Below are 17,643 nucleotides of genomic sequence, written 5' to 3'. Positions count from 1 at the left end.
AGATGACTGAGCACACCGAGGCGGCCCACGAACCTGAACGCCACGCGGCACCGATGGTCGAGGAGGTCACCGACTTCGAAGTGCTGGAAATCGCCCTGCGCGAGCTGGCAATCGAGAAGGGGCTGTTCACCGCCGAGGACCATCGGCGCTACACCGAGTTCGTCGAGCAGATGGGGCCGGCGCCGGGCGCCCGGCTCGTTGCGAAGGCCTGGGTGGACCCGGACTTCAAACGGCTGGCGCTGCAGGATGGCATCGCCGCCAGCCGCGAGGTGGGCATCGACTGGCTCCATCCGACCGGCTTCGGCACACCCAGCGACTTCACCGCACTGCACATACTCGAAGACACCGAAACGCTGCACCACGTGATCGTGTGCACGCTGTGCTCGTGCTATCCACGTCCGCTGCTGGGGAACTCCCCCGAGTGGTACCGGACGCCGAACTACCGACGCCGCATCGTGCGATGGCCCCGCCAGGTCCTCGCCGAGTTCGGCCTGTATCTCCCCGAGGAAGTCGAAATCCGGGTCGAAGACTCGAATTCCAAACACAGGTTCCTCGTCCTGCCGCTCCGGCCGGCAGGAACCGACGGGTGGAGCGAGGAGCAACTCGCCGAGATCGTGACGCGCGACTGCATGATCGGCGTTGCCCTTCCCCGGCCGGGTGTGACCTCTGACATCGAACGCCCCGTGCACCCCGCGGTCCGCCCCGCCGAGAACTATTGAAGACCTACCGATGCCCGCCGAGATCGACGTCACCGCCGTCCGAGTGCCGACGCTGGAGCAGGTCGCCGAACGCGACCAGGTGTGGGCACGGATGGCGGAGAAGTACGGCGTGAGCAATCCGGTGCCGCCCTGGAAGTCCAGCCTCGACGGGATGTGTGAAGCCCTCGACAGGCAGGGAACGGCACTGGAACTCTTGATGCGTCGGAGCGACGAGGATCGCCTCGGCGAAGGGGTGTACGCAGCCCTGCCGTATCCGGAGAGCCAGCTCGTCGCGCTGGCGCACTCCCTCATTGCCCGCAATGTCCTCGACGAGGCGGCGCTGGCCCAACGCATAGATGCCGTCCGTGCGCGGTTGCAGGCCGGCGACGCCTGACGTTCGGGGGTGACGGCCAGCCCGCGAGTGTGAAGCTGGTTTCACGCTCGGCCGCGAGTGTGAAACCAGCTTCACACTCGGCTCCGGCGAAGGGGCCAGGCCGCGCCAGGCTAGCTGCCGAGGCACCCCGGGCCGAGCAGCTCCTTGAGGTCACCCATCAGCGCCGGCGAGGGCGTCACCCGCAGCGAGGCGTCCAGCTCCAGGGTGGTGATGCGGTCCCCGCTGATCAGCCGCAGATGCACCTGCGCGGTGCCGGGGTGACGCGCCAGCACCTGCTTGAGCGCGCTGACCTTGTCGACGGTGCACTGCCGGGTGGGCAGGCTGACCGCGATCGGCCGGTTCGGCTGGGCGTTGGAAAAGTCCGGCACCACAAGGTCGTTGGCGATGAGGCTGATCCGGTCGTCGCGAATGGCGACCTTGGCGTTGATCAGCACCACCGCGTCGTCGGCGATGTCGGCGCCGTAGGTGGAATAGGCGTGCGGGAAGAACATCACCTCGATGCCACCGGTGAGGTCTTCCAGTTGGGCTGAGGCCCAGGGCATTCCGTTCTTGTTGACCCGCCGGTTGACCGACGCCAGGATGCCGCCCACCCGAACCTGGGTGTCGTTGGGGACGTCGCCGTCGAGGATGGCCGGGATCTGGGTGTCCACCTGCGCCGCCAGCAGGTGCGCCACGCCGTTGAGCGGGTGCCCCGACACGTACAGGCCCAGCATCTCCCGCTCCAGGGCCAGCTTGTGCTTGTCCTCCCACTCGTCTTCGGGCACCTTGATGGTGAACACCGCCTCGGTGCACCCGTCATCGCCGCCGAAGAGGTCGAATTGCCCCATCGCCTCGGCCTTTTTGGTGCCCAGCACCGAGTCGACGGCGTCGGTGTGCACCAGGAACAGGCCCTTGCGGGCGTGGTTCAGCGAGTCGAACGCGCCCGCCTTGATCAGCGACTCGGTGACCTTCTTGTTGCAGGCCGAGATGTCGATCTTGTTCAGGTAGTCCGAGAAGTCGGTGAACTTCCCCTTCTCGTTGCGGGTCTTGATCAGCGACCCGACCACGTTGGCGCCGACGTTGCGCACCGCGCCCAGCCCGAACCGGATGTCCTGGCCGACCGACGCGAAGTTCACCAGGGATTCGTTGACGTCCGGCGGCAGCACGGTGATGCCCAGCTTGCGGCAGTCGGCCAGGTAGACCGCGGCCTTGTCCTTGTCGTCGCCCACCGAGGTCAACAGGCCGGCCATGTATTCGGCCGGGTAGTTGGCCTTCAGGTAGGCCGTCCAATAGGAGACCAGACCGTAGCCCGCGGCGTGCGACTTGTTGAACGCATACCCGGCGAACGGAAGGATGGTGTCCCACAACGCTTTGACGGCCTTCTCCGAGAAGCCGTTGGTGGTCATGCCCTCGTAGAAGCCCTTGTACTCGGCCTCGAGCACCTCGAGCTTCTTCTTGCCCATCGCCTTGCGCAGCGCGTCGGCCTTGCCCATCGTGTAGGAGGCGACCTTCTGGGCGATGAACATGATCTGCTCTTGATAGACGATCAGACCGTAGGTCTCCGAGAGGATTTCGCGCAGCGGCTCCTCGAGCTCGGGGTGGATCGGCTTGATCGCCTGACGGTTGTTCTTGCGGTCGGCGTAGTCGTTGTGGGCGTTCATGCCCATCGGGCCGGGGCGGTACAGCGCGAGCACGGCGACGATGTCGTTGAACTCGGTCGGCTGCATGCGGCGCAGCAGGTCGCGCATCGGCCCGCCGTCGAGCTGGAACACGCCCAGGGTGTCGCCGCGGCCCAGCAGCTCATAGGTGGGCTTGTCGTCGAGCGGCACCGATTCCAGGTCGAGGTCGATCCCCCTGTTGGCCTTGATGTTTTCCAGCGCGTCGCCGATGATCGTCAGGTTGCGCAGGCCCAGGAAGTCCATCTTCAACAGGCCGATGGCCTCACACGACGGATAGTCCCAGCCGGTGATGATGGCGCCGTCCTGCGGCCGCTTCCACAGCGGGATGGCCTCGGTGAGCGGCTCGCTGCTCATGATCACCGCGCAGGCGTGCACACCGGCGTTGCGGATCAGGCCCTCCAGGCCGCGCGCGGTCTGGTAGATGGTGCGGACGTCGGGGTCGGTCTCGATCAGGCCGCGCACCTCGGCGGCCTCCTTGTACCGCTCGTGCGCCGGGTCGGTGATGCCCGACAGCGGGATGTCCTTGGCCATGATCGGCGGCGGCAGCGCCTTGGTGATCCGGTCGGCGATGGCAAAGCCGGGTTGGCCGTAGTGGATACGCGCCGAATCCTTCAGCGCCGCCTTGGTTTTGATGGTGCCGAAGGTGATGACCTGGGCGACGCGGTCGGAGCCCCACTTGTCGGCGGCGTAGCGCACCATCTCACCGCGACGACGGTCGTCGAAGTCGATGTCGATGTCGGGGGCAGACGGACGCTCGGGGTTGAGGAAGCGCTCGAAGAGCAGCCCGTGCGGGATCGGGTCGATGTTGGTGATGCCCAGCGCGTAGGCCACCAGCGATCCCGCCGCCGAACCACGCCCGGGCCCCACCCGGATGTCGACCGACCGCGCGTAGTTGATCAGGTCCGCGACGATCAGGAAGTACGACGGGAAGCCCTTGTCGCAGATGACCTTGATCTCGTACTCGGCCCGGTCGATGTAGTCCTGGCCGACGCCCGACGGGAAACGCCGCCGCAGCCCGGCCATCACCTCGTGGTGCAGCCAGGACGCCTGGTCGTGTCCCTCGGGCACCGGGAAGATCGGCATCCGGTCGCGCGGCGCCCACACGTCGTCGTAGGGCTGCACCCGCTCGGCGATCAACAGGGTCGAGTCGCAGGCGCCGGGCACCTCGGCGTCCCAGATCTGGCGCATCTCGGCGGCGGACTTGAGGTAGTAGCCGTCGCCGTCGAACTTGAACCGGTTCGGGTCCGACAGCGTCTTGCCGGTCTGCACGCACAACAGCGCCTCGTGGTTGTGGGCGGCGTCGCGGGTGACGTAGTGGCAGTCGTTGGTGGCCAGGGGCGGGATGCCGAGCTTGCGTCCGATCTCGAGCAGCCCCTCGCGGACCCGCTGCTCGATGGACAGCCCGTGGTCCATCAGCTCGAGGAAGTAGTTGTCGGCGCCGAAGATCTCGCGCCACTTGGCGGCCGACTCCAGCGCCTCGCGGTCGTGCCCGAGCCGCAGACGGGTCTGTACCTCGCCCGACGGGCAGCCCGTGGTGGCGATGATGCCCTCGGCGTGCTCGGCGATGAGCTCGGCGTCCATCCGCGACCACTTGCCGAGCTGGCCCTCGAAGGAGGCCAACGACGACAGCTTGAACAGGTTGCGCAGGCCGGTGGCGTTCTCGGCGACCATGGTCAGGTGCGTGTAGGAACCGCTGCCCGAGACGTCGTCGGACTTCTGGCCGGGGTCACCCCATTGGATGCGCCGGGTGTCGAAGCGCGAGCCGGGTGCGATGTACGCCTCGACCCCGATGATCGGCTTGATCCCCGCTTTGGCCGCCGCGTTGTAGAACTCGCTGGCGCCGAACATGTTTCCGTGGTCGGTCATCCCGACGGCGGGCATTCCCAGCCGCTCCACCTCGGCCAGCATCGGCGTGATCTTCGCAGCCCCGTCCAGCATCGAATACTCGGTGTGGTTATGCAGGTGCACGAACGACGACTCGCGACGAACGCTTGCGTGAGGAGGAATCGAACCTGTCATAGGGACGCCAGTCTATGACCGACTACCGACGCATCCTCGGCGTGTCGCGCAAGTGTGTTTGGTTTTTATCCGTACAACTCGACGAACTGCTCCAGCGACTTCTGCACATCCCCCTTGACGGCCCGGGCCGCCGCCGCGCCCACCGGGCCGAACAGCGGGCGCCCGCCCAGCTCGAGGCGCAGGCCCAGCGTCGACCCCTCTTCGGCGGCCCGCACGGTGAGCGTCACCGCGTACTTGGCGCCGCCCTTGCCGGACCCCGACAGCGCCACCTGGCGCGGCGGGTCCCACGTGGTCACCGTCCACGTCACCCGGTTGCGGAAGCCCTTGGCCCGGGCGACGCCCACGACTTGGGCACCCTCGCCGAGCTCCTCGGGCAGGTCGCTGCGCCAGCCCTCGTGCATCACCAGCCAGTCGCCCAGGTCCGACAGATCGGAGACGTGGTCCCACATGTCCTGCGGGCTCATCGGTACGTCGGCGGTCAGGTCAACAGCGGCCATGACCGGAGCCTAGCGCGAGGGGCCACCCGTGCGGTGAGGGCTCTCGGTGTGCACGGACGGCTTTCGGTGTGCGCTCAGGGCGGTGTTGCTGGGCGCGGAACCACCCAGGACGCACACTCGCCGCCACAGACGCACACTGTCCGCGACCGATGCCAGAACCGTCAGCGGCTGGGTCCCCCGCGGAAGCGGCTACCGATCCGGATCCCGGGCAGCAACAGGCCGCGCGGCGCGAACCTGCCGCCGGTGCTCACGACCTTCGGCACCACACCGGGTACGACGGTGCGCCGGCCGGCCAACATCCCGGCGATCGCCGCCTCGGCGACGTCGCGCGGCGAGACCTGCGCGATGGGAATGCTGAACCGCTCGGCGTTGGCGATCTCGGCCCACTCGGTCGGCACCGGCCCCGGACACAGGCACGTGACCGACACGCCCGTTCCGTGCAGCTCCTCGTGCACGGCCTCGGAGAACGTCTGCACGAACGCCTTGGTGGCCGAATAGACCGCCATGTACGGCACCGGCTGAAAGCCCGCGATCGACGCGATGTTCATCACCGCGCCGGCCCCGCGCTCGACCATGCCGGGCAGGGCCGCGTGGGTGAGTTCCATCAACGCCAGCGCGTTGAGGGTCACCTCCTCGCTTTCGCGCTCGAGCGGCAGCTCGTAGAAGACGCCGCTGGTGCCAAACCCGGCGCTGTTGCACAGCCCGGCGATCGGCTCGGCGCGCAGCCGGTCCGCCAACTTCGCGCGGCCCTTGGGGTCGCCGAGGTCCAGCGGCAGCACCTCGACCGCCACGGAGTACTCCTGGCCCACCTCGTTGGCCAGCTCGTCGAGGCGTTCGCGGCGCCGCGCGACCAGCAACAGCGGGAAGCCGCGGCGCGCCAGCCCGCGGGCCAGTTCGGCGCCGATTCCGGAGGAGGCGCCGGTGATGACGACGGTGGTCGCAATGTCGGGTTTGGGAAGGCTCATGATGTCACCAATGTATCCCGCGCGTCGCCCGCACAAACGTCTCGCTGCGTTTGTCGAATTGCGGTGAATCGCTTGGCGATTCGTCACCTCGGGCGGCATCGGAGTCGCCGAACATGGCGAACGCCCGGTTGCGCACCCGGTCCATCACCGCCGGGTTCACGGCGTCGGCGACGGCGGCGAATTGCCCGAACGGCGAGCTGGCCCGGCGGGGCCGGTGCACGATCGCGTCGGCGATCACCCCGGCCGCCTGATCCGGCGTCAGCGCCGGGAACTTGTCGTAGAGCGTGGTCGGGCTGATCATCGGCGTGCGCACCAGGGCCATGTGCACGGTGGTGAACTTCACGCCGTCGTTGACGGTCTCGGCCTGCAGGGAATCGCACAGGCTGTCCAGCGCGGCCTTGCTGGCGATGTAGGCGCCGAAGCGCGGCGCGCGCGTCTGCACGCCCACCGAGGAGACGTTGATGATGTGCCCGAAGCCGCGTTCGCGCATCCCGGGGATGAACTTGAGGATGAGCTGGACCGCGCCCAGGTAGTTCAGCTGCATGGTCCGCTGGTAGTCGTGGATCCGGTCGTAGGACAGCTCCAGCGAACGCCGGATCGAGCGCCCCGCGTTGTTGATCAGGATGTCCACGCCCCCGAGATCCCTGAGCACCTGATCGGCCATCGCGGCGATCGCGTCCATGTCGGACAGGTCGCACGGGTAGACGTGGGCGGTGCCGCCGTTGCCTTCGATCTCAGCGGCCACCTTCTCCAGGTTTTCCCGGGTCCGCGCGACCAGCACGACCTTGCCGCCCGCTTCGGCGATCCGCTTCGCGGCGGCCTCGCCGATGCCCGACGATCCCCCGGTGATCAGGACGGTCTTGCCCCCGACGGCCTCGTCCAGCGTGCGGCCCTGGACGGCGTCCAGCAGGTTCCGCAGATAGAACGGTCGGTAGCGCCCCGCGGAGTTGGGCGTGTTGACGATGTGGGACACCGCCGCGATCGGCTTCTCCACCAGGCTCGCGAGCGGCTTTTCGACCAGGTTCGTTAAGTCACCAAGATTCATCGGCTTTGGCTCCTGATGATGTCGGCCCCCCGACCGCAACTGGCCTGCCCGTTGACCACGATCGCCTGGCGGGGCTGAGTGAATGATGTGACGTGCGTCATCAAGCCAACCTATGGCATCAATCCCCCGGCTCGGTGCAGATTTCGGGCACGTAACGCGGGCCGCACGCCTCACGGCCCGGCGCAGGCAACCGTCAAAAGGGGGCAATCCGCTTGTTACGCAAAGACATCCGCGTGTGATCCCGAACTAACTGGCGAGCAATGCCGAGATGTTCCAATCGGAATTATGAAAATTCTGGCACGGTTCCGCAAACCCGAGCCGGTCGCCATCTACGACCGGATCGGCGGGCACGAGGCGATCGAAGTCGTGGTGGAGGACTTCTACGTTCGTGTACTCGCCGACGACCAGCTCGCGGGTTTCTTCACCGGCACCAACATGAACCGCCTCAAAGGCAGGCAGGTGGAGTTCTTCGCCGCCGCCCTCGGCGGCCCCGAGCCTTACACCGGCGCGCCGATGAAACAGGTGCACCAGGGGCGCGGCATCACCATGCACCACTTCAGCCTGGTGGCCCGGCACCTGTCCGACGCGCTCGCGGCGGCCGGGGTCCCCTCCGAGACGGTCACGGAGATCATCGGCGCGATCGCGCCGCTGGCCCCGGAGATCGCGACGGGCGAGGCCAACAAGGCCACGGTCTAGCCCGTTCGCCGAGATTGCGGTGAGGGCTGCGGTCGCGGGCGCCGCCACGGCCGTGGCGGCAATCTCGGCGGGACGCGCCCAAGGTACGCCCGGCAGCCGCGCACGGTGCCTAGCATGCTCGGCATGGGCCGCACATTCGACGACCTCGTGGCGGAGGCCGACGCGGCCCCCGTCGACGGCTGGGATTTCTCCTGGCTGGACGGGCGGGCCACCGAGGAACGCCCGTCGTGGGGTTACCAGCGGCAGATGAGCCAGCGGCTGGCGAACGTGTCAGCCGCCTGCGACCTCGACACCGGCGGCGGCGAGGTGCTCGCCGGCGCCGAGGCGTTTCCGCCGACGATGGCCGCGACGGAATCCTGGCCGCCCAACGCGGCCCTGGCGACGCGACGCCTGCATCCGCGCGGCGTGGTGGTCGTGGTGACCGGGAACGAGCCGCGGCTGCCGTTCGCCGATGCGGCCTTCGACCTGGTGACCAGCCGCCACCCGATCGCGGTGCGGTGGCCCGAGATCGCCCGCGTGCTGCGGCCGGACGGCACCTACTTCGCCCAGCAGATCGGGCCCGCGACGATGGCCGAGCTGGTCGAGTACTTCATCGGCCCGCAGCCGGAGAAGTGGGCCGAGTTGCACCCCGACGTCCAGGGCGCCGAGGCCCAAGCCGCCGGGATGGACGTGGTCGACATGCGCATGGAGCGGATGCGGGCCGAGTTCTTCGACATCGGCGCCGTCATCTACTTCCTGCGCAAGGTGGTTTGGACGGTGCCCGACTTCACGGTCGACGCCTATCGCGGGCGGCTGCGCGAGCTGCACGAGCGGATCGAGGCCGACGGGCCCTTCGTCGCGCACTCGGTGCGACTGCTCGTCGAGGCGCGCAAACCCGGGTGATCAGCCCTCGGCGCGCAGCACGTCCAGCGCGTGCTGCAGATCGGCCGGGTACGGGCTGACGATCTCCATCCGCCTGCCGTCCGCCGGATGGGCGAACGACAGCGAGCGGGCATGCAGCCATTGCCGTTCCAGCCCAAGCCTTTTCGCGAGCTTCGGGTCCGCTCCGTAGACAAGGTCACCGCAGCACGGGTGGTGCAGCGCGGAGAAGTGCACCCGGATCTGGTGGGTGCGACCGGTTTCCAGGTGCACGTCGAGCAGGCTGGCGGCCTGAAAGGCTTCGATGGTGTCGTAGTGGGTGAGGCTGTGCCGTCCGTTCGTCGTGACCGCGAACTTCCACTCACCGCCGCGGTGCCGCCCGATCGGCGCGTCGATCGTCCCGCTGGACGGGTCCGGGTGCCCTTGCACCAGCGCGTGATAGCGCTTGTCCACCGTGCGCTGCTTGAACGCCCGCTTGAGCGCGGTGTAGGCGCGCTCGGAGAGCGCCACCACCATCACCCCGGAGGTGCCCACGTCGAGGCGGTGCACGATGCCCTGCCGCTCGGGCACCCCGGACGTGGTGATCCGGTAGCCGGCGGCGGCCAGGCCGCCGAGCACGGTCGGCCCGGTCCAGCCCACCGAGGCGTGGGCGGCCACCGCCGCCGGCTTGTCGACCGCGACGATGTCGTCGTCGGAGTACAGGATCGTCATGCCCTCGATGTCGACGGGCGTGTTCTCCACCGGCGCCGGGGCTTCGGGCAGGCGCACCTGCAGCCACGCGCCGCCGGTCAGCCGGTCGGACTTCCCGGCCCGCACGCCGTCCAGTTCGACGCCTCCGTCTTCGGCCAGGGCCGCCGCGGCGCTGCGGGACAATCCCAGCAGCCGGGCCAGGCCCGCGTCCACGCGCATGCCCGCCAGTCCCTCGGGGACCGGCATGGAACGGTCGGTCATCAGCTTCGGTCGGCCTTGCTCCGCCGGCCCACGGTGTCGAAGTCGTAGCCGAAGACCGACAGCACCACCAAGAGGATGGCGCCGCCGACCACCGACGGGTCGGCGACGTTGAACACCGGCCACCAGCCGACCGACAGGAAGTCCACGACATGGCCGCGCAGCGGGCCGGGCGCCCGGAAGAAGCGGTCGACCAGGTTGCCCATGGCGCCGCCGAGGATCATCCCCAGCCCGACCGCCCACCACGGCGACACCAGCCGCCGTCCCATCCAGAAGATGCCGACCACCACACCGGTCGCGATGAGCGTCAGCACCCAGGTGTACCCGGTCGCCATGGAGAACGCGGCGCCGGAGTTGCGCACCAGCGTCCAGGTCACCGTGTCGCCGATGATGGGCACCGGCTGACCGGGCGGCAGCAGTTTGACGGCGAGCACCTTGGTGACGATGTCGAGGGCCAGGACGATCGCGGCGACCGACAGCAGCAGGCGCAGCCGCCTGGGCGGACGCTGCGGGTCGGTGGCCGCGTTCTCGGCCTCGTCGGTTGAGGTCACGGGCTCAGTGGATCCTGCGGGTTCCTCGGGCACTCTCACATCATCCCCCAATGCGGACGCGGGCCGGCCGATGTTCGCGGTTGGCGTGCGCGATGATCTCCCCATGGGCCGGCTCACCGTCATCGCCACCGGAGGCACCATATCGACCGGCACCGGCGCGGACGGCGTGCACCGGCCCGCCTATGGCGCGGCCGATCTGGCGGCCGGACTCGACGTCGACGGGGTCGACCTCCTGGCCGTGGACAGCTCGCAGCTGGTGCCGGCCGACTGGGACCGGATGCGCGGCGCGGTGCGGGCCGCGATCGCAGGCGGCGCCGACGGTGTGGTGATCACGCACGGCACCGACACCATGGAGGAGACCGCGCTGTGGCTCGAGCTCACCCATGACGGCGACGTTCCGGTGGTGCTCACCGGGGCCATGCGCGGCGCCGACGCCCCCGACGCCGACGGTCCGGCCAACCTGCGGGCCGCCCTTGCGGTGGCGGGCAGCCCCGCCGCTCGCGACCTGGGCGTGCTGGTGTGTTTCGCCGGCCGGGTGCTGCAGCCGCTGGGGATGAGCAAGGTGGCGACCAACGACCTGAGCGGTTTCGCGGGCCGGCTGATCGGCACCGCCGACGGCGGCGTCACGCTGGCCGGCACCAAGACGCGGCCCCAGCTCGGCGCCCTGAGCGCGGCGGAGGCGCCGCGGGTGGACATCGTCGCCGCCTACCTGGGCAGCGACGGGGTGGCCCTGGACGCGTGCGTGGCCGCCGGGGCGCGCGGCGTGGTGCTCGAGGCGCTGGGTTCGGGCAACGCCGGCGACGCGGTGGTCGACGCGGTGCGTCGCCACTGCCGGGCCGGCGTCGCGGTCGCGGTGTCCACCCGCGTCCCGGGCGGCCGGGTCGGGGCCAGCTACGGGCCCGGGCACGAGATGGCGGCCGCGGGCGCGGTGATGGTGCCCAGCTTGCGGCCGCCGCAGGCCCGCGTGCTGATGATGGCCGCGCTGGCCGCGGGGCTACCGGTCGGCGATGTCATCGCCCGGTGGGGCTGACGCCGCATTCGCTTCCAGGTCCTGCATCGCGCCCAGGTAGTCCGGCCAGTCCAGCGAGTCGACCGGGTTGGCCTTGGTCAGCTCGGCGGTGTCGGCGGGAAAGGTCCGGGCCGGGCCCGGGCCCGAGCTGCGGGTCTCGAACCGCGCGGTGACCACGCCGTGGCCCGCGCCCTGCACCCAGCCGTGCCCGAGTTCGCGGTGCGCGACGTCGTCACCGATCCGCCACCCCGGGACCGCCTCCGGCCCCGGCGCGAACATGGCCTCGGCAGCGGTCTGGACGGCGTGTTCCTCCGACGTCTCCCCCGCCAGGTCCAGATCCGGAAACAGCGACTCCTGGCGCACGTCGCTCAGACCCGAAAAGCCCACGCCCAGCAGGCGGATCGGGCCGATCTCGCGCGGGTCGAGCAGCAGCCGCCGCGCCACCGCGACCAGCGCGCCGGGCTCGGTGGTGGCGTAGGGCAGCGTGGCCGAGCGGGTCAGCGTGCTCATGTCGGACTTCTTCAGCTTCACCGTGACGGTGCGGGCGCCGCGGCCGTCGCGCAGCAGACGTTGATGGGCGTGCTCGGCGATCGGGTCGATCGCCTCGCGCAGCTGTTCCAGGCTGGTCAGGTCGACGGCGAAGGTGGACTCGGAGCTGATCTGCTTGGCTTCGGCGCGCTCGGCGACGGGGCGGTCGTCGACGCCCCGGGCCAGGCGGTGCAGCGCCGGCCCGATCGTCGCGCCCAGGATGTTGGCGGCCTCGGCGTCGGTCAGCGCGGCCAGGTTGCCGATCGTCTCGATGCCGAGCCGATTGAGCTTCTCCTCGGCGACCGGCCCGATGCCCCACAACCGCCGCACCGGCAGCCCGCCCAGCAGCGACCGCTCTTCGGCGCGCCGGACGACCCGGATGCCGTCGGGCTTCGCCAGACCGGAGGCGATCTTGGCGATCTGCTTGCCCGAGCCGGCGCCGACCGAGGCGATCAGGCCGGTCTCGTCGCGCACCCGTCCCCGCAGGTCCTCGCAGAACGCCTCGACGTCCTCGGCGGACGCGCCCGCGAGCTGCGGCGGCTCACCGAAGCCCTCGTCGAAGGACAGCTGCTCGACGACCGGCACCAGGCTGCGCACGGCGTCGAAGACCCGCCGGCTGGCCACGCCATAGACGACGCCGCGCGGCGGCAACACCACGGCGGTCACCCCGATCAGGCGGCGGGCCTGATGCATCGGCATGGCCGACCGGGCGCCGTACACGCGGGCTTCGTAGCTGGCGCCGGCCACCACGCCGCGCCCGCCGAGGCCGCCGACCAGCACCGGCCGCCCCCGCAGGGTCGGCCGGGTGAGTTGTTCCACCGAGGCGAAGAACGCATCCATGTCCAGGTGCAGCACCCAACGGGACTCCACGCAATTGATGCTATGGGTCTAGCGTCATTTGGTATGGACGCCGAAGCACCGAAGTCTCGGTGGGAGCGATTGCGTCACCAGTGGGACCAGCGGCTGCAGCCCGGTGAGCAGGCCACGGTCCTGGCCTGGACGTCGTTCACCCTCACGTTCGCCGGGCTGCGGGCGCTGACGCATTGGATCCGGGCGGGCCACGGCCCGTCCGGGGGCGGTGTGTCATTGGGCGGCAAGCACTTTCACCACTACAACATCGGCATCGGGATGTTGGCGACGGTGGGCGGCGTGGGCCTGCGCGGAACCGACAGGCAACGACGGCATCCCGCGGCGGCCATGGCCTACGGGGCCGCGAACGCCATGATCGTCGACGAGCTCGCGCTGCTCTTGGACCTCAAGGACGTCTACTGGGCACGCGACGGCCGCGAGAGCGTCGACGTGGCGGTCGGACTCATCGCCACCGGCGCGACCGTCGTGGCGGGAATGCCGTTCTGGCCGCACGCCCACCGGGCGCTGCGCTCCCGCCCCTCCGCGAAACTGTAACCAGCGACGAGTCCTCTCGAGAAACACGTTCCCAGTTGCAGTCTCGCGGTCAGCACTTACAGCCCCTCGCGGTGAGGGCACTCCGAGCCCGCTCCACGAGGACATCCGGCCGGTGTCTGAGCAGGTCGGCGCTGACGCGAATCAAGCGCCATCCGCGTCGCTCCAATTCCGCGGTGCGTTCGATGTCGTTGGCGCGGATGCGCGGGTCCGTCCAGTGTTGCGGGCCGTCGTACTCCACCCCGACCAGCCACTCCTCCCAGCCCATGTCGATCCTGGCCAGCACGGCGCCCCAGACGTTGCGCACGACGATCTGGGTCTGCGGCCTGGGTAGGCCCCCGCGGATCAGCGCCAGCCGTGTCCTGGTCTCCTGCGGAGATTCGGCGCCGGCGTCGACGAGGGGCAACACGCGTCGCAACTGCCTCGTGCCGCGGGCGCCGCGGTGGTCGTCCACCAGCGGCCACACGTCTTCGGCGGCAAGGCCCGTCGCTCGGGCCAGGGCGTCCATGCGGATCACCGCGACAGTCGACCCCGGTCGCCGTCCCAGGTCGAAGGCAGTGCGGGCCGCCGAGGTGACGGGTATGCCGTCGACCATCGTCACCTCTGCGGCGGCAAGCGTCTCGTTGCGGGTGACGATCAATGGCGGCGGACGAGTGCGGTCGCAGACCAGTTCGGCCGGGGAGTGCGGATCGATCCACTCGGCGCCGTGCAGGGCCGCCGCCGAGGTGCCCGCAACGACGGCTTGCTTACCGGACCACAGCCACGCGGCGATCGCGCGGTCCCGCGCGGTCAGTTCGCCGCCGCGCCGCTGGTACACGTTGCGGTAGATCCGGGTGCACGAGCGCCGGAGCTCACGTTGCGTCCACGCCCCCGCGCGGATGGCGTCGGTACCGACGAATGGCTCTGTGCTCACGACGGCAGGGTGTCACGCCACGCCGACATGCCCGCGAGACTGCAACTAGCGACCGCTCGTCTCGGGAAATGCGTCGCGGAATACAGTTTCGCGGGTCAGGCTTTGGCGATGCTCACCCGCACGCCGTCGCCGATGTCGACACCGTCGGCGGGCGTGCCGAATTCGAAATCGGTGGCCAGGATCTCACCGGCGATCAGGTCGCGATGCGTGCGCGCCCAGTCGGCCCGCTCGGCCGGCACCGACATCACCACACAGATCCGGTCCGACACGTCGAGACCCGTGGATTTGCGCAGCTCCTGCAGTTCGCGGATGCGGTCCTTGGCCCAGCCCTCGGCCTCCAGCTCCGGCGTCACCGTGCCGTCCAGCACCACCAGGCCCGCCCCGTCGGGCAGCGCCGCGGTGAATTCCGGGTCGGCGGCGACCAGCCGCGAGCTGTACTCCTCGGGCTGCAGCACCGCGGGTCCCGCGGTCAGGGTGCCGTCGGGGTTGACGACGCCCTCCCCCGCCTTGACCGCCTTGATGGCGGCCTGCACGTCCTTGCCCAGCCGCGGCCCGGCGACGCGGGCGTTGACGGTCAGCTCGAACCGGCCGTAGGTGTCGATGGCGTCGGTCAGCTCGACGCTCTTGACGTTGAGCTCGTCGGCGATCAGGGCGGCGAACGGCTCCAGCCGCCGCGGATCGTCCACCGCCACGGTCAATTTCGGCAGCGGCAGGCGCACCCGCAGCTTCTTGGCTTTGCGCAGCGACGACGCCGCCGAGCACACGTCGCGGACCTGGTCCATCGCGGCGACCAGATCGGGGTCGGCCGGCAGCGGTTCGGCGTCGGGCCAATCCGTGAGATGGACCGACCGCCCCCCGGTCAGGCCACGCCAGATGATCTCGGTGACCGACGGGAGCAGCGGCGCCGCGAGCCTCGCCGTCACCTCGAGCACGGTGTGCAGGGTGTCGATCGCGTCGGCGTCCTCCTCCCAGAACCGCGAACGCGACCGGCGCACATACCAATTCGTCAGCGCCTCGGTGAACTGCCGCAGGTGCTCGCACGCCCTCGAGATGTCGCAGGAGTCCATCTCACGGGTGAGGTCGTCGCGCAGCACGGCCAGCTTGGCCAGGATGTACCGGTCGAGTACATGCGGCGAATCGGTGCGCCAGGTGCCCACTTTCGGCGCGTAGAGCGCCAGGAAGCTGTAGGCGTTCCACAGCGGCAGCTGAACCTGGCGCACGCCTTCCCGGATGCCCTGCTCGGTGACGATGAGGTTGCCGCCGCGCAGGATCGGCGAGGCCATCAAGAACCACCGCATGGCGTCGGAGCCGTCGCGGTCGAACACCTCGGAGACGTCGGGGTAGTTGCGCAGCGACTTGCTCATCTTCTGCCCGTCCGAACCCAGCACGATCCCATGCGCGACACAGGTTTTGAACGCGGGTCGGTCGAACAGCGCGGTGGCCAGCACGTGCAGCGTGTAGAACCAGCCGCGGGTCTGCCCGATGTATTCGACGATGAAGTCGCCCGGATAATGCGTGTCGAACCACTCCGCGTTCTCGAACGGGTAGTGCACCTGGGCGTACGGCATCGACCCCGAGTCGAACCACACGTCGAGCACGTCGGGGATGCGCCGCATGGTGCTGCGGCCGGTCGGGTCGTCGGGATTGGGCCGGGTCAGCTCGTCGATGTAGGGCCGGTGCAGGTTGGTCGGTCGCACCCCGAAGTCGCGTTCCAGCTCGTCGAGGCTGCCGTAGACGTCGATGCGCGGGTAGGCCGGGTCGTCGGACTTCCACACCGGAATGGGGCTGCCCCAGTAGCGGTTTCGCGAGATCGACCAGTCGCGGGCGCCCTGCAGCCACTTGCCGAACTGGCCGTCCTTGACGTGTTCGGGATACCAGGTGATCTGCTGGTTGAGTTCCACCATGCGGTCCCGGAACGCGGTGACCGTGACGAACCAGGACGACACCGCCCGGTAGATCAGCGGGTTGCGGCAGCGCCAGCAGTGCGGGTAGGGGTGCTCGTAGGTCTCGTGGCGCAGCAGCACCGCGCCGTTGGCCGCCGCCGGGCCGCTGCCGTTCTTCAGGTCGCGGATGATGTGCGGGTTGGCGTCGAAGACGCGCTGCCCCTGGTAATCGGGCACCGTGGCGTCGAAGCGGCCCCTGGCATCGACCGGCGTGACCGGCACGATGCCCACCTTGTCGGTGGTGGCCATGTCGTCCTCGCCGTAGGCCGGCGCCATGTGCACGATGCCGGTGCCGTCCTCGGTGGTGACGAACTCCCCGGGCAGCACCTGAAAAGCCTTGGGGCTGTCCATGAAATACGGGAACGGCGGCAGGTAGCGGGTGCCGAGCAGGTCGGCGCCGCGGTAGGTGGCCAGCACTTCGGGTTCTTCGCCCAGTTCCCGGGCGTGGGCGGCCAGCCTCGGTTGGGCGAGCACGAACCGGTGCTCGCCGGCCCGCACCTCGACGTAGGTCACCTCGGGGTTGACCGCGACGGCCAGGTTCGACGGCAGGGTCCACGGCGTGGTCGTCCACACCAGCAGGTGCGCGCCGGCTAACCCGTTCTGGGGGCCACCGCCGATTACCTTGAATCCGACGGTCAGCGCCGGGTCCTGGCGACTCTGGTAGACGTCGTCGTCCATCCGCAGTTCGTGGTTGGACAACGGGGTTTCGTCGCGCCAGCAGTACGGCAGGACGCGGTAGCCCTCGTAGGCCAGGCCCTTGTCCCAGAGTTGCTTGAACGCCCAGATCACCGACTCCATGTAGGACAGGTCGAGCGTCTTGTAGTCGTTGTCGAAGTCGACCCAGCGGGCCTGACGGGTGACGTACGCCCGCCACTCGTCGGTGTAGCGCAGCACCGAGTCGCGGCACGCGTCGTTGAACGCGGCGATCCCCATGTCGTCGATCTGCGACTTGTCGCTGATGCCCAGCTGCCGCTCGACCTCGAGTTCGGCGGGCAACCCGTGCGTGTCCCAGCCGAAACGGCGCTCCACCTTGTAGCCGCGCATGGTGCGATACCGCGGGACGATGTCCTTCACATAGCCGGTGAGCAGGTGCCCGTAGTGCGGCAGCCCGTTGGCGAACGGCGGTCCGTCGTAGAAGACGTACTCCGGGGCGCCGTCGCGGCGGGCGATGCTGGCCCGGAAGGTGTCGTCGGCGGCCCAGTAGTCGAGGACCTCGAGTTCGAGGGCCGGGAAGTCCGGGGCGCCACCGGCCAGCTTCGGGTAGGCCTTGGCGTCAGCGTTCTCGGTCACGGTGCGCGTCGTCTCCTGCGTGCCTATGGTGAGGCCGGGGACGACGACGCGCTGACTGCGCGAGCGCCGCGGTACCACCCCGCTTGCCACGCTGCGCGTGGCCGCTCGTTGAAGGCTGTGACGGGCCCACCCGTTCGGTTCTACTGAGCTGGTTCCGCTGGAGAAGCCGGCTGTTCTTCCGAAGGCTCCCCGGTGATGCCGGATCGACGCCAGTGGCTCGATTCTACTCA

At 69.4% G+C, this 17,643-nt stretch carries 15 protein-coding genes; 6 read left to right on the top strand and 9 right to left on the bottom strand.

Going from position 1 to position 17,643, the window contains the following annotated elements; translation table 11 throughout:
* Positions 1-2 precede the first annotated feature (2 nt).
* On the top strand, positions 3-719 hold the full coding sequence (gene scnC, locus AWC03_RS00205) for a thiocyanate hydrolase subunit gamma (RefSeq protein WP_085238513.1): 717 nt from the start codon (positions 3-5) through the stop codon (positions 717-719).
* 10 nt (positions 720-729) lie between these two features.
* Positions 730-1,092, top strand: a complete 363-nt coding sequence (locus tag AWC03_RS00200) for a thiocyanate hydrolase (RefSeq protein WP_085238512.1) — start codon at positions 730-732, stop codon at positions 1,090-1,092.
* Between the two features lie 110 nt (positions 1,093-1,202).
* Here the strand turns inward: AWC03_RS00200 and dnaE are convergent, their stop codons facing one another.
* The 4 genes from dnaE to AWC03_RS00180 form a co-directional block, all read right to left on the bottom strand.
* A complete protein-coding gene (gene dnaE / locus AWC03_RS00195; RefSeq protein WP_085238511.1) occupies positions 1,203-4,769 on the bottom strand; it encodes a DNA polymerase III subunit alpha in 3,567 nt (1,188 codons plus the stop codon).
* A 65-nt stretch (positions 4,770-4,834) separates the two neighbouring features.
* A complete protein-coding gene (locus tag AWC03_RS00190) occupies positions 4,835-5,266 on the bottom strand; it encodes a type II toxin-antitoxin system Rv0910 family toxin (RefSeq protein WP_085238510.1) in 432 nt (143 codons plus the stop codon).
* Between the two features lie 161 nt (positions 5,267-5,427).
* On the bottom strand, positions 5,428-6,231 hold the full coding sequence (locus AWC03_RS00185) for an SDR family NAD(P)-dependent oxidoreductase (protein ID WP_085238509.1): 804 nt from the start codon (positions 6,229-6,231) through the stop codon (positions 5,428-5,430).
* 4 nt (positions 6,232-6,235) lie between these two features.
* The gene (locus tag AWC03_RS00180) at positions 6,236-7,276 is read right to left on the bottom strand and encodes an SDR family NAD(P)-dependent oxidoreductase (protein WP_085238508.1); all 1,041 of its coding nucleotides are present in this window, start codon (positions 7,274-7,276) and stop codon (positions 6,236-6,238) included.
* A 285-nt stretch (positions 7,277-7,561) separates the two neighbouring features.
* Between AWC03_RS00180 and AWC03_RS00175 the strand changes: the two genes are divergently transcribed.
* Both AWC03_RS00175 and AWC03_RS00170 read left to right on the top strand, forming a co-directional pair.
* On the top strand, positions 7,562-7,972 hold the full coding sequence (locus AWC03_RS00175) for a group I truncated hemoglobin (protein WP_085238507.1): 411 nt from the start codon (positions 7,562-7,564) through the stop codon (positions 7,970-7,972).
* Positions 7,973-8,095: 123 nt separating this feature from the next.
* Positions 8,096-8,854 carry a methyltransferase domain-containing protein gene (locus AWC03_RS00170; RefSeq protein WP_085238682.1) on the top strand — a complete coding sequence of 253 codons (759 nt, stop codon included), beginning with the start codon at positions 8,096-8,098 and terminating at the stop codon, positions 8,852-8,854.
* Here the strand turns inward: AWC03_RS00170 and AWC03_RS00165 are convergent, their stop codons facing one another.
* Both AWC03_RS00165 and lspA read right to left on the bottom strand, forming a co-directional pair.
* Complete coding sequence (locus AWC03_RS00165; protein ID WP_085238506.1) at positions 8,855-9,781, bottom strand: RluA family pseudouridine synthase; 927 nt, start codon at positions 9,779-9,781, stop codon at positions 8,855-8,857.
* Positions 9,781-10,362, bottom strand: a complete 582-nt coding sequence (gene lspA, locus AWC03_RS00160; RefSeq protein WP_085238505.1) for a signal peptidase II — start codon at positions 10,360-10,362, stop codon at positions 9,781-9,783. The genes AWC03_RS00165 and lspA overlap by 1 nt, the downstream gene beginning before the upstream one ends.
* A gap of 70 nt (positions 10,363-10,432) precedes the next feature.
* On the opposite strand from lspA, the gene AWC03_RS00155 reads away from it, so the two are divergent.
* Positions 10,433-11,359: an asparaginase gene (locus AWC03_RS00155; RefSeq protein ID WP_085238681.1), complete on the top strand. Its 927-nt coding sequence runs from the start codon at positions 10,433-10,435 to the stop codon at positions 11,357-11,359.
* Here AWC03_RS00155 and AWC03_RS00150 read toward each other — a convergent pair.
* Positions 11,324-12,736: a DNA polymerase IV gene (locus AWC03_RS00150; protein WP_085238504.1), complete on the bottom strand. Its 1,413-nt coding sequence runs from the start codon at positions 12,734-12,736 to the stop codon at positions 11,324-11,326. The genes AWC03_RS00155 and AWC03_RS00150 overlap by 36 nt on opposite strands.
* 33 nt (positions 12,737-12,769) lie before the next feature.
* On the opposite strand from AWC03_RS00150, the gene AWC03_RS00145 reads away from it, so the two are divergent.
* The gene (locus AWC03_RS00145; protein WP_085238503.1) at positions 12,770-13,270 is read left to right on the top strand and encodes a hypothetical protein; all 501 of its coding nucleotides are present in this window, start codon (positions 12,770-12,772) and stop codon (positions 13,268-13,270) included.
* Between the two features lie 49 nt (positions 13,271-13,319).
* On the opposite strand, the gene AWC03_RS00140 is transcribed toward AWC03_RS00145, so the two are convergent.
* Both AWC03_RS00140 and ileS read right to left on the bottom strand, forming a co-directional pair.
* Entirely contained in the window at positions 13,320-14,180 is an 861-nt protein-coding gene (locus AWC03_RS00140) for a DUF559 domain-containing protein (protein ID WP_085238502.1), read from the bottom strand.
* A gap of 95 nt (positions 14,181-14,275) precedes the next feature.
* Complete coding sequence (gene ileS / locus AWC03_RS00135) at positions 14,276-17,413, bottom strand: isoleucine--tRNA ligase (protein WP_085238680.1); 3,138 nt, start codon at positions 17,411-17,413, stop codon at positions 14,276-14,278.
* Between the last annotated feature and the right edge of the window lie 230 nt (positions 17,414-17,643).

It is taken from the genome of Mycobacterium europaeum (genome assembly GCF_002102155.1).
Lineage (GTDB): Bacteria > Actinomycetota > Actinomycetes > Mycobacteriales > Mycobacteriaceae > Mycobacterium > Mycobacterium europaeum.
The sequence above is the reverse complement of the archived record's forward strand: the minus strand, read 5'-3'. Positions and strand labels throughout refer to the sequence as shown.

Bases quoted from the DNA above. Each gene is read 5' to 3' on its own strand.
- AWC03_RS00145 (WP_085238503.1), top strand. From the start codon at position 12,770: ATGGACGCCGAAGCACCGAAGTCTCGGTGGGAGCGATTGCGTCACCAG.
- AWC03_RS00165 (WP_085238506.1), bottom strand. From the start codon at position 9,781: ATGACCGACCGTTCCATGCCGGTCCCCGAGGGACTGGCGGGCATGCGC.
- dnaE (WP_085238511.1), bottom strand. From the start codon at position 4,769: ATGACAGGTTCGATTCCTCCTCACGCAAGCGTTCGTCGCGAGTCGTCG.
- AWC03_RS00155 (WP_085238681.1), top strand. From the start codon at position 10,433: ATGGGCCGGCTCACCGTCATCGCCACCGGAGGCACCATATCGACCGGC.
- AWC03_RS00180 (WP_085238508.1), bottom strand. From the start codon at position 7,276: ATGAATCTTGGTGACTTAACGAACCTGGTCGAAAAGCCGCTCGCGAGC.
- scnC (WP_085238513.1), top strand. From the start codon at position 3: ATGACTGAGCACACCGAGGCGGCCCACGAACCTGAACGCCACGCGGCA.
- AWC03_RS00170 (WP_085238682.1), top strand. From the start codon at position 8,096: ATGGGCCGCACATTCGACGACCTCGTGGCGGAGGCCGACGCGGCCCCC.
- AWC03_RS00190 (WP_085238510.1), bottom strand. From the start codon at position 5,266: ATGGCCGCTGTTGACCTGACCGCCGACGTACCGATGAGCCCGCAGGAC.
- AWC03_RS00175 (WP_085238507.1), top strand. From the start codon at position 7,562: ATGAAAATTCTGGCACGGTTCCGCAAACCCGAGCCGGTCGCCATCTAC.
- AWC03_RS00200 (WP_085238512.1), top strand. From the start codon at position 730: ATGCCCGCCGAGATCGACGTCACCGCCGTCCGAGTGCCGACGCTGGAG.
- AWC03_RS00185 (WP_085238509.1), bottom strand. From the start codon at position 6,231: ATGAGCCTTCCCAAACCCGACATTGCGACCACCGTCGTCATCACCGGC.